Origin of the sequence: Collinsella aerofaciens, assembly GCF_901212495.1 — a bacterium.
Classification (GTDB): Bacteria; Actinomycetota; Coriobacteriia; order Coriobacteriales; family Coriobacteriaceae; genus Collinsella; species Collinsella aerofaciens_H.
The window spans coordinates 1-11,448 of record NZ_CAAKNY010000076.1 but is presented as its reverse complement, the minus strand read 5'-3'; the positions used below and the strand labels follow the sequence as shown (position 1 = coordinate 11,448).

Here is an 11,448-nt window from a genome sequence, read left to right as displayed (position 1 = left end):
CGGCGGCTAAAACGCGGTGAACGGCAGGTACGCAAAACGCATGTGTCTAGAATGTGTCTAAACTGCACATTCTTCACGTTCGGCATCGAGACGCGCCTTAACGGCATCGGCGGCGATGCGGTACGAAAAACCCTTGCCCATCAAAAATCGGACGAGCTTTTCGAATCCACGTGTCTCGGGAACACGACGCTTCGCGAGTAAAGCCGATGCGCGAGCCATGTCATCCTCCACGGCAAAATACTCCTCAGGATAGCCGGGGATATCATCGAGTACGACATGGCGGCGCTTGAGCTCGGTTTCAATCTTGCGCTGTCCCCAGCCGCGTCGCTTGCGCTCCTCGATAAAATACGAACAAAAGCGCCTCTCATCTAAAAAGCGATACTCAGTGGCACGCTCAACGGCGAATTCAATCGCAGCCGCACGAAAACCATAGCGAGCCAGCTTGTCGCGGACCTCACCCGTGGCATGGTCTCGGCGCGACAGCATCTCAGTCACCATGGTAAGCGCGCATTTACGCTCAATGAGCTGTACCGCCTCGCGAAACACATCCCAATCGCAAGGAAGATCGGGGCGATTTTTAAGGAACAGGCGCGCGACACGAACAGGAATCCAGATGGATCGTTCAAAACCGCCCTCGAGCTCACAGTCGATATGTGCACAAGGCTTTTTTGATGCATACCCACTCGAGAACGAGGAGGCCGCCTTCTTATCGGGAAAGACGACCGTGGCCTCGGTCACCATATACGACATGAGGGCATCCGCTACTCGTCGTCATCATCGAGCATCGCGGAGCCATCGATGGCGTAAAGCTCATCGAACTCCTCAGTTTTAGGCTGATCGGTCAGCTCGACCTCGGACGGAGCATCGTCATCGAATTCAAGGCCGCAAGCGAGACGAACCTTATGCTCGATCTCGTCAGCACAATCGGGGTGTTCGCGCAGGAATGCCTTAGCGGCCTCGCGACCATTACCGAGCTTGTCCTCACCGTAAGCAAACCAAGAGCCCATCTTTTTGCAGATACCGCACTCGACGGCCATGTCCAGAATCGAGCCCTCCTTAGAGATGCCCGTGCCGTACATGATGTCGAACTCGGCCGAGCGAAACGGTGCGGCCACCTTATTCTTAACGACCTTGGCGCGCACACGATTGCCGATGACCTCGTCCTTGAGCTTGATGCTGTCGATGCGACGAATATCGATGCGCACCGACGAGAAGAACTTGAGGGCACGGCCGCCCGTCGTAGTCTCGGGGTTGCCGAACATGACGCCGATCTTCTCGCGCAGCTGGTTAATGAAGATGCAGGTCGTTTTAGATTTGGCGAGCGAGCCGGCGAGCTTGCGGAGCGCCTGGCTCATCAGACGGGCCTGAAGGCCGACCGTAGTATCGCCGATCTCGCCCTCGATCTCGGCACGCGGAGTCAAAGCGGCGACGGAGTCGACGACGATGGCGTCGATAGCGCCAGAGCGCACGAGCATGTCGACGATCTCGAGCGCCTGCTCGCCCGTATCGGGCTGGGAAATGAGGACCTCATCGATGTCCACGCCGATACGCGCGGCATACGTGGGATCGAGCGCGTGCTCGGCATCAATAAATGCCACGACGCCGCCCATAGCCTGAGCCTCTGCCAAAATCTCGAGCGAAAGCGTTGTCTTGCCGGAGGACTCGGGGCCGTAAATCTCGACGATACGGCCGCGCGGCACGCCGCCGATGCCCAGAGCGGCATCGAGGGCCAGGGCGCCCGTGGGAATGGCCTCGACCTCGAGCTCGGGACCACCGTCGCCGTACCTCATGATGGAACCCTGGCCGAATTTCTTCTCGATCTCGGCTTTGGTGGTGGCAATCATCTCATCACGCTCTTTACCCGTCGTGCGAGCATGAACGGTACGTACGGGACCTGAATTCTTGGCCATGAATAGCCCTCCTCTTAACAATCTGCATCGATAATAAACGAACGGCTGTTCGTGGTCAACCGTTCAGATAAATCATATGAAGCCGACCTTTCCAAATCCCAACCAAACGCCGACCAAACACTGACCAAAAACTTGACCGCAGGCGAACCAAGCAAGGCATGACGAAGGAAAATACATCAACTACCTGCACAAAGAGTAAATTCGTCAGAGGTCCCCTTCTTCACAATTTAGGGGCCCGGAGGCCCCTTAAAAACACGTCTATTCCATAGAATGGAGCACGCAGACAATGCGACCCAGTGCCTCCGCGACCGCATGGGCACGAACACACGAACGATCGCCCTCATAGTGACAACGAATGGAGTCCACGACCGGCACTCCCCCATCGCCCGAGCGATATGCCCAGCCAATATAAAAGGTTCCAGCCGAATCGTCCTCGGTGCCTCCACCGGGACCGGCATAGCCCGTCGCGCTCACGGCAATATCGCTCTGGTACAGCTCCAGCGAACCGGTAGCCATCTCGCGCGCCGCCTGATACGACACCGCGGTATAGCGGTCGAGCGTCTCTTGCTCAACGCCGAGCACGCGATGCTTAATCTCGTCGCAGTACGTCACCGCACCGCCGCGCAGCACCGCCGAGGCACCCGGGATATCGGCGATCGTCGAGGCGATCATGCCCGCTGTCAGAGATTCAGCCGTCGAAACCGTCACACCATGAGCGCTTGCACGCTCGACAATATCGCGTGCGAGCTCTTCATTGTGCGCGGCAATCTGCTCAAATGATTCCCTCATACCTACCAGGACCTAGACCGAAAAGACGATCTTGCGGCAATTCCAGAAGTACTGGGCGCCCGAGATAACGGTCAGGATAACGGCCACGGCGTACAGGAAGCGCGACACCGAGTAGATGCCGAGTGTCACCGCCACCGGGCCAAGGTGCAAACCGGCCATCGCAAAGACGCACAAATAGCCGCAGATGGAAACCATCGTAGTCGCCGTCTTGTACTTCCCGAGCTTATCGGCCGCAACGACCACACCGGCCGCACTCGCGACCATGCGCAGGGCGCTCACCAGCAGCTCGCGGAACAGGATGATGAACACCGACCACACGGTTACGGCACCAAAATCCAAGAAAAGCAGCAGGGCCGAGAACACGAGCAACTTATCGGCGATGGGATCCAAGAACTTACCGAAATCGGTGATCTCGTTGCGCGAGCGTGCCAGATAGCCGTCGACCTTATCCGTGCACGACAGGATGACGTACAGAATAAAGGCGGCGGCGGCGAGCGGGCCGTCGAAGGCGCTCCAATCCGTACCGGCAACACTCGTGTGAGACAGCGCCGATGCAATCATGAACACCGGAATAAAGACGATGCGCACGCACGTCACGATGTTGGCGGGCGTCCAAACACTCGTCAGTTCCTTATTGCTCTCGTTAGCCACGACGCTCTCCTACTCCACAACATGACCGATAAGCTCGTAGCAGAAGCTATCGGTAAACTCGACCGTCAGAATGTCGCCCACAGATGCCTCGCTGGCATCCAGATGCACCGCGCCATCGGAATCGGGCGCCTGGAACCAGGCATGTCCGATCAGCTCGGTACCGTCCTCGGTCTCCTCGATACCGTCGACGATCACCTGGGCGCGCTCGCCCACGTGCGCGGCAGTCGCGGCAAAGCCGAGCGACTCGGCCAGATCCATAGCCTCCTGGGCGCGGTCGAGCTTAACCTCTTCGTCGACCTGACCTTCCATCTTGGCGGCCAGGCTACCCTCCTCCTGCGAGTAGGCAAAAACACTCGTGTAGTCAAAGCCCACGGTGTCCATAAAGTCAATGAGATCGCGGAACTCGTCGTCGGTCTCGGTCGGGAACCCCACCATGGCCGTGGAGCGGATCACGATACCGGGGATGCGCTCGCGCAGGTCGCGGAACAGGTCCTCGAGCTCCTGGCGCGAACCGGAGCGGCGCATGGCCTTGAGGATGCGCGCGTCGCAGTGCTGCACGGGAATATCGATATAGGGCAGCACCTCGGGCGTGTCGCGAATGGTCTCGATAAGCTCGTCGGTCATGCCCTCGGGCTGTAGGTAGAGCACACGGACCCAGACGTTATGAGGATGCACCACCTTAGCAACGGCCTGCAGCAGCTGTGCCAGATTGCGCGGCGCGCCCTCGGCAAGGTCCTCGTCGGCAAAGTCGGAACCCCAGATGCCCGTGTCCTGACCGATCAGAACGATCTCGCGCACACCACCGGCGACCAGGTCGCGTACCTCGGAGATAATGCTCTCGGCATTGCGCGAGTGATAACGACCGCGGATATACGGGATCATGCAGAAGCTGCAGAAGCGGTTGCAGCCATCGGAGATCTTGACGTAGGCGACAGCGCCCTCGACGGTGCGCTTGACCTGCGGAATATAGGCGGCAATCTCGCGCTCGACGCCCAGCACGTCATCAATAACCGCGACGAGGCCGTCTTCCTCGTCGGTCTTCACAAAGGCCGCGACCTCGGGCAGCTCATCGGGCAGGTCATCCCCGTAGCGTGACGGCACACAGCCGCACATGACAATCGGGCAGGAACGAACGCCGTCCTGCACCTCGTTGGCAAGCTCGAGCGTGGTCTCGATGCTCTCGGACGTTGCAGAGGCAAGGAACGAGCACGTATTGACGATGGCGATATCGGCATCCTGCGGATCGAATGCCTCCTCGTAGCCTGCGGCGGTCAAGAGAGAGCGCATGCGGTCGGTGTCGACCTCGTTCTTAGCGCACCCGAGGGTGATGTAGAGCACGGAGCCCAACGGTGTATCCATGTTGGAGAGCGGTCCTTTCGAATAATACTAGCGGTAGTTGGTGAACTGCAGCGGCTGACCGTAGTCCTGGTCGCGCAGGAACTGGATCACGGTCTGCAACGCGTCCTTCGAAGCAGAGGAAACACGCAGCTTGTCGGCCTCAATCGTCACCTTGACCTTGAGCTTTTGGTCCTTGATGTCCTTATTGATCTTCTTGGCGGTCGCCTGGTCGATGCCCTCGACGATATGGCCGAGCACGCGCACGGTGCCGCCCGATGCCGCCTGAGGCGCATCCCAAGACACGGCCTTAAGATCGATGCCGCGCTTGATGAGCTTGGAGGTTAGGACATCGATGATCTGCTTGGAGACAAAGTCGGCCGGGGCATTGATCGTAAAGAGCTTGTCGCCCTTCGAAAGCTCGATAGTGGCGCCGGAATCCTTCAGGTCATAGCGCTGGGAAATCTCGCGCGTGGTCTGCTGGAAGGCATTATCGACCTCTTGCATGTTGACCTCGGACACGACGTCGAAGCTGGAATCTTTAGCCATGATGTTTCCTTTCGCGTACGAGCGGCTTAGTAGCTATCGTACGACTAGTCGGTTGAATCGGCGGGCGCCTGACCGCCAGGTGCGGTATCGGCGCCATCCGTGGACTGGGTATCGGGGCCGTCGGTGGAATCGGTACCATCGGGGGTGTCGGCACCATCAGAACTTTCACCATTCTCGGAATCAGTCGTCTCCTTCTTGGGAACGGTGATCGTCACACGCGCCACGCCCGAGGTCTTGGTATCGTAACGGACCTTTTCACCGTTCTTGGTAACGGTGACATCGGAAGGCTTGGACGTGGTGATCTCGATCGAGGACTCTGGCGTGTATTCCTGCTCAAAGGGGCCGGTCGCCTGGGCGCCATAGACCGACTTGCCATCAACCTTGACCTCAATCCAAGCAGTCTTGCCCTTGGCAACGGAAATCTTGACCTTTGTGACCTTGCTCTCTTCCTTCTTGGCTGTCGTCTTGGCGGTGTCCGAATCGGCCGACTCGGGCGCCGTCTTGTCGGTATCTTCATCCTCATCGACGGATTCGGTCTTCTTGGGAGACTTCTTAGTCGTTGTCTTGGTGGCAACGGGCGTTTCGGGCGTCGACTCGGGCGCCGAGGAGCCGCAGCCACGCAGGAGCACCACGATGAGTACGATCAGCAGCAGCGCCACGGCACCGATGCCGGCGTAAACGATACGAGGATCGAGACCGTTGTTCTGGGGAGCACGCCCACCGCCGCGTCCACGATTGGAAACACCGCGATCAGTGCCCTGGGGCATGCGACCGCGGTTATTGTCGGAACGTCCGCGATAGCTACCCTGGTGCTGCACATTGCGCTGGCCCGAGCGGGGGGAGAGCTCGCCGCGACCCTGGTAGTTGCGCTGGCCCGAACGAGGTGCTGAGGAGCACTGGCTAAAGGTCTGCGACTGAGATCGAAGACGCGGCGTCACCTGCGTGGTATCGGCATCCGCATAGCCACCGCGAGAGCGTCCGGTGGGAACACCACGGTAACCGCGATCGGAATAGCCGCCGTCGCCATAGCCGGCACGAGGGTCACGCGCCACGCCACGGGCAGCGGGAAGTGCACGGTCCTCGGGCATCGGCGTACTGCGGAACCGGTCACGCTGTGAGCGAATCTCCTCGCCCGAACCCGTCTCGGTAATATAACCGGCCTGCTGAGGACGCTGTCCATAGCGGGTCGAACGACCGCCCTGAACCATCAGGAAGCGCCCGTTGTCGACCGAGGAACGCGAATTGACGTAGCCGGCGGCGTCCTGAAAACGACCGCCCTGCTGCGACGTCTCGCGTTCGTATGCCATCAGGTCGTCAAAGTAGGCATTGACGACCTCGCGCGGATTGAGGCCCAAAAAGCGAGCATAGCTCGAAATCATACCCTGCGCATAGCCGCGCGGCGGCATCGAGGCAAAGTTACCGGTCTCGAAAAACTCGATGATCTGAGGCCTGATTTTGATGGTGTTGGCGACCTGCTGAATGGAAAGGCCCATTCGGCGACGCTGCTCGAGCAACATGTCACCAAAGCGTGCAGCCATCAGAATCCTCCAAACTCACGATCTTCACGTGCCATCTCGGCGTCGACAGATTCCAGCGCGGCAAGCCCTTCCTCGTCCAACAGGACCTCGCGCGGCTTGGAACCATCGGGCGGGCCGACGACACCCTTTTCTTCCAGCATGTCCATAATACGCCCGGCACGCGCATAGCCAACCTTCAGACGACGTTGCAGGCCAGATGTGGAGCCAAGCTGCGATTCCACCACAATATGGGCGGCTTCCCAAATGAGCGGATCATCGTCTTGCGGCTCGGCGACTCCGGTGCGGACAATGCCGCCGCCACCCGCCATGGACATGGAAGCGGGCGCCACGGCAGACAGGATCTCCTCGTGGTAGTCGGGCTCGCTCTGCGACTTGACGAACTCGACAATCTCGTTGATTTCGTCATCCGAGACAAAGCAGCCCTGGATACGGCGAGGCTTGCCCCAGTCGACCTTGGAGAACAGCATGTCGCCCAAACCGGTGAGCTTTTCGGCACCCATCTGGTCGATGATGACGCGGGAGTCGATGCCCGTGGCGACGTTGAAGGCGATGCGGTTGGTGATGTTGGCCTTGATGAGGCCCGTCACCACGTTGGAGCTGGGGCGCTGAGTCGCCACGATAAGGTGGATACCGGCGGCACGGCCCAGCTGGGCGATACGCACAATCGACGCCTCGACGTCCTTGCCGGCGACCATCATCAGGTCCGAGAGCTCGTCGATGATGATGACCAAATAAGGCATCTTTTGCGGCGGGTTGTCGTAGTGCTCAAACTCGCCGGCGGCCTGTTTTTCGTTATACGTCGAGATCTTGCGCACGTTGAGCCGCTCGAAAACCTTCAGGCGACGCTCCATCTCGGACACCGCCCACTGCAGAGCGCTCGCGGCCTGCTTAGGCTCGGTCACTACGGGCACGTAAAGATGCGGCAGACCGTTATAGCCCGCAAGCTCAACGCGCTTGGGGTCGACCATGATCAAGCGAACGTCCTCGGGAAGGGCGCGCATGAGCAGGGTCGTGATGATGGAGTTGATCATGACCGACTTACCGGAACCCGTGGTACCGGCGATCAGCAGGTGGGGCATCTTAGCGAGGTCGGCGACGACCGGCGTGCCCTCTGCATCGCGGCCGATGGCGAGCTCAAGGGGACCGCCCTTAACATAGGGCAGCACATCGCCCAAGTTGACGTTCTGACGCTTGCGGTTGGGAATCTCGATACCCACAAGCGAGGTGCCGGGAATCGGCGCAAAGATACGCACGGACTGAGCGGCAAGCGACAGCGCGATGTCGTCCTCAAGGCTCGAAATCTTGCTCACGCGCTCGCCCTCGCCGGGCTGCAGCTTAAAGGTCGTCACCGTGGGACCGGCAATCCAGCCAACGACGCGAGCGCTACGGCCAAACTCAAGCAGCGTGGACTGCAACGACTCGGCGGTCTGTTCCAGCTCCTTGTCCGAAGACGCGGCAGAAGCGGACTGAGGGTTTGCATGCAGGATTTCAAGCGGCGGAAGCTTGAGGCCATCCTCTTCTTCGCCCTCGGCATCAGCGGAAGCACTACCCGCTCCCCCATCGCTAGAAATAGATGCCTCGACAGCGCCCTCGACAGCCATATCGGCAGCCTTGGGATGCTTGAGGAAATCAGGAATTTGAGGGGCGGCCGAGACGGGATTCACGGCAAACGGCGGTTCGGACTCGTCGACCTTGTCCGGATCGTCCTCCATCGAAAGCTGGCCGGTCACCTGACCGCGCTTTGCATGACGTCGGGGCAGCAAGGTGGTTTTAGCAGTCTCGAGCGGGGACTCGTCGTCCTCGCCATCGCCCTCGGTAAGCTCAATCTCGCTCTCGGACCAAGACGGGTCGGGCTCACTCGTATTGAGTTTGGGAGCCGTCTTGCCCTTCTTGGCATGACGGCGAGGCAGCAGCGTGGTCTTAGCGCGCTCGGCCTCCACGGCATCGGACACGTCGACAAACGGATCCTCGTCCTCGTCGTCATCGTCCAAAACTGGGCCCGCATCGTTGCCCATGACCGTGGTCACGGCAGCATCGGAGCCCTTCTGACGAAGAATGCTCAGGTGCGGACGGGCAACGCCGGGCACCGACAGAGCTTCGTCGTCACCCCACGGACTCGCGTTGACGTCGGCACGACGGCGCTCGGCAAAATCGGCAGCACGGTCGCGGGCAGAGCGCAAAACGCCGCCCACCGAAAAGCCGATAATGACAAAGCCCACGACAGCCAGACCCAAAAGGACCACCATCGCGATAGGCTTACCAAGGGCATTCTGCAGCGCACTCGCAATAAACGCACCGATGTAGCCACCCGAGGCGGACAGGTTTTGCGGCGTGAACATAAGGTCGCACGAGTCGCTGGTACCCGGCACCATCAGCGAAAGAATGGAGACGACGGCGATAAAGACCACGGCGCCGCCCGCAACAGAGCGTACGTTAAGCGGCGAGTCCTCGCCTAAAAACAGCGTGGCGGCAAACAGCAAAATGACGATCGGAAGCACGTAGGCGCCCAGACCAAAGCCCAGGTGGTAGAAACCGGCAACCGCAGCCGTAACGGGTGCGGTCGCCGGCGAAATCACGGCAATGAAGGACGCAATCGCCAAAACGGCAATGACAACGCCGGCGATATCGCGGTTGGCCGAAGGCTCGACCAGGGGCTCAAAATCGTCGAACTCGGTCTCGTGGCCCTTATTGGCACGAAGATGGGAACCGGCACCCTTAGCAGATGCCGGTTGGTTATTGGCCTTATTGCCTTTGGCGTTTTGTGCAGTTCCGCGCGCCAAACTAAACCTCCATGACGACCGGAATGATCATTGGACGAGTGCGCGTACGGCTCCAGATAAAGTTAGAGAGCGAGTCGCGCAGGGCCTTGCGAATGGCGTCGGAACCGCTGCTCGTAAAGCTGAACTTGCCCTTCTCGATCGTCTTCATGATGGACGCCGAGGCGTCCTCGGAGAACTGGTCATCGATGGCAAAGGAGACGCCGCGGCCCGAGAACTCGATGGCCTCGATCTTCTTGTGCTTGATCGAAACGATAGCGACAGCCGTGACCATGCCGTCGTTGGCAAGCTTCTGACGATCGCGCAGAACGATCGGGTCGGTATCGCCGATGCGTAGTCCGTCGACGTAGACGACGCCGGACTCAACAGGCGTACCGCGCCTGACGATACCGCCGCGCATCTCGAGCGTATCTCCGTTGTCGAGGATAAAGATATGATCTTCCTTGAGGCCCATCTTGCGTGCAAGTTGAGCATGGGCGCGCAGATGCACGGCCTCGCCGTGGACCGGCATAAAGTACGTAGGCTTGGCCATGGCCATCAGGAGCTTGAGCTCCTCCTGGCTACCGTGACCCGAGACGTGAACGAGGGCGCGGTTCTTATCCCACACGTCGCAGCCGAGCTTGGCGAGGCTGTTGACGACCTGCTGAACGGCTTTCTCGTTACCGGGGACCGGCGTTGCCGAGAGGATGACGGTATCGCCCTCGTGGATGGAGAGCGTCTTGTGCTCGCCGTTGGCCATGCGCGAAAGAGCCGACAGCGGCTCGCCCTGCGAACCGGTGCACATGACGACGATCTTGTCGTCGGGCAGGTTGTCAATATCGAAGGCATCGATGATATCGGCATCATCGATGTTGAGATAACCGAGCTCGCGTGCCACGCGGGTGTTAGTGAGCATGGAACGACCGGTCACGACGACCTTGCGGCCGCACTTGCGGGCGGCATCGCAGATCTGCTGCAGACGATGGATGTGGCTCGAGAACGAGGCGACAAACACGCGGCCCGGAGCATTCTTGATGGCATGCAGCAGGTTGGGGCCGACCTCGGCCTCGGACTTGGTAAAGCCGGGGACCGTGGCGTTGGTGGAGTCGGATAGCAACAGGTCGATGCCCTGCTTGGCAAAGCGGCTGATAGCGGCATAGTCGGGCGTGACGCCGTCGATGGGCGTCTGGTCGAGCTTAAAGTCGCCAGTGTGCATAACGGTGCCCTGGTTGGTGCGGATGAACACGCCCAGAGCGCCCGGGATGGAGTGCGTCATCGAGAAGAAATCGAGCGAGATGCCACCGAGATTGACATGGCTGCCGCCCTTGACCTCGCGGAACTTGGGCGCGCGGATGCGGAACTCGGAGAGCTTGCCCTCGATGAAGCCGAGCGTCAGCTTGCTCGAGAAGATGGGCACCTTGTTGTTGAGGTCCTGCAGCAGATACGGTAGCGAACCGGTGTGGTCCTCGTGGCCGTGAGTGACGATGATGCCGCGGAGCTTTTCCTCGTTCTCCAGAACGTAGGTGTAATCCGGGAGCACCAGATCGATACCGGGCTGCGAGTCGTCGGGGAACATGAGGCCAGCGTCGACGAGCACCATGTCGTCGCCGCACTCGAAGACCGTCATGTTCTTGCCGATGCCATCAAGGCCGCCGAGCGGGATGATCTTCAAGGGAGATGATTTTTTAGCTGCCATAGGTGAGTGTTGTTTCCTTTCTTCGAAACGGGTCTGGAACAACCGGCGGGGCGCTTCTGGCAAACCGACCGTCGGGAACGTACAAACATGCATCACGGAGTCGACACATTAACCACAGTATGATACCAATTTGCACAACAACAGACCACCCATGCATCAAAGCCCCATCTGAACCCGTCTATCCCACCGGTCTGGTCTCAGCGGCCCCGGCACGGGCTAAGTTT

9 protein-coding genes are annotated in these 11,448 nt (G+C 59.8%); all 9 read right to left on the bottom strand.

Annotated features, from left to right (window positions below):
* Positions 1-57 precede the first annotated feature (57 nt).
* Positions 58-750: a regulatory protein RecX gene (locus SFLMC1_RS09195; RefSeq protein ID WP_152073822.1), complete on the bottom strand. Its 693-nt coding sequence runs from the start codon at positions 748-750 to the stop codon at positions 58-60.
* 11 nt (positions 751-761) lie between these two features.
* Positions 762-1,910: a recombinase RecA gene (gene recA, locus SFLMC1_RS09190; RefSeq protein WP_226814232.1), complete on the bottom strand. Its 1,149-nt coding sequence runs from the start codon at positions 1,908-1,910 to the stop codon at positions 762-764.
* Between the two features lie 258 nt (positions 1,911-2,168).
* Complete coding sequence (locus SFLMC1_RS09185) at positions 2,169-2,699, bottom strand: CinA family protein (protein ID WP_152073823.1); 531 nt, start codon at positions 2,697-2,699, stop codon at positions 2,169-2,171.
* A gap of 12 nt (positions 2,700-2,711) precedes the next feature.
* Positions 2,712-3,260, bottom strand: a complete 549-nt coding sequence (pgsA, locus tag SFLMC1_RS09180) for a CDP-diacylglycerol--glycerol-3-phosphate 3-phosphatidyltransferase (protein ID WP_373422686.1) — start codon at positions 3,258-3,260, stop codon at positions 2,712-2,714.
* Between the two features lie 99 nt (positions 3,261-3,359).
* Positions 3,360-4,709 (bottom strand): 30S ribosomal protein S12 methylthiotransferase RimO, encoded by a 1,350-nt coding sequence (gene rimO, locus SFLMC1_RS09175; RefSeq protein WP_152073825.1) that lies wholly within the window; start codon positions 4,707-4,709, stop codon positions 3,360-3,362.
* A 27-nt stretch (positions 4,710-4,736) separates the two neighbouring features.
* Positions 4,737-5,234, bottom strand: a complete 498-nt coding sequence (locus tag SFLMC1_RS09170) for a YajQ family cyclic di-GMP-binding protein (RefSeq protein WP_152073826.1) — start codon at positions 5,232-5,234, stop codon at positions 4,737-4,739.
* A gap of 44 nt (positions 5,235-5,278) precedes the next feature.
* Positions 5,279-6,772 carry a helix-turn-helix domain-containing protein gene (locus SFLMC1_RS09165; protein ID WP_152073827.1) on the bottom strand — a complete coding sequence of 498 codons (1,494 nt, stop codon included), beginning with the start codon at positions 6,770-6,772 and terminating at the stop codon, positions 5,279-5,281.
* Entirely contained in the window at positions 6,772-9,552 is a 2,781-nt protein-coding gene (locus SFLMC1_RS09160) for an FtsK/SpoIIIE family DNA translocase (protein WP_226814233.1), read from the bottom strand. The genes SFLMC1_RS09165 and SFLMC1_RS09160 overlap by 1 nt, the downstream gene beginning before the upstream one ends.
* Position 9,553: 1 nt before the next feature.
* Positions 9,554-11,224: a ribonuclease J gene (locus SFLMC1_RS09155; RefSeq protein ID WP_152073828.1), complete on the bottom strand. Its 1,671-nt coding sequence runs from the start codon at positions 11,222-11,224 to the stop codon at positions 9,554-9,556.
* Between the last annotated feature and the right edge of the window lie 224 nt (positions 11,225-11,448).

Bases quoted from the DNA above. Each gene is read 5' to 3' on its own strand.
- SFLMC1_RS09195 (WP_152073822.1), bottom strand. From the start codon at position 750: ATGTCGTATATGGTGACCGAGGCCACGGTCGTCTTTCCCGATAAGAAG.
- recA (WP_226814232.1), bottom strand. From the start codon at position 1,910: ATGGCCAAGAATTCAGGTCCCGTACGTACCGTTCATGCTCGCACGACG.
- SFLMC1_RS09185 (WP_152073823.1), bottom strand. From the start codon at position 2,699: ATGAGGGAATCATTTGAGCAGATTGCCGCGCACAATGAAGAGCTCGCA.
- pgsA (WP_373422686.1), bottom strand. From the start codon at position 3,260: ATGATTGCATCGGCGCTGTCTCACACGAGTGTTGCCGGTACGGATTGG.
- rimO (WP_152073825.1), bottom strand. From the start codon at position 4,709: ATGGATACACCGTTGGGCTCCGTGCTCTACATCACCCTCGGGTGCGCT.
- SFLMC1_RS09170 (WP_152073826.1), bottom strand. From the start codon at position 5,234: ATGGCTAAAGATTCCAGCTTCGACGTCGTGTCCGAGGTCAACATGCAA.
- SFLMC1_RS09165 (WP_152073827.1), bottom strand. From the start codon at position 6,772: ATGGCTGCACGCTTTGGTGACATGTTGCTCGAGCAGCGTCGCCGAATG.
- SFLMC1_RS09155 (WP_152073828.1), bottom strand. From the start codon at position 11,224: ATGGCAGCTAAAAAATCATCTCCCTTGAAGATCATCCCGCTCGGCGGC.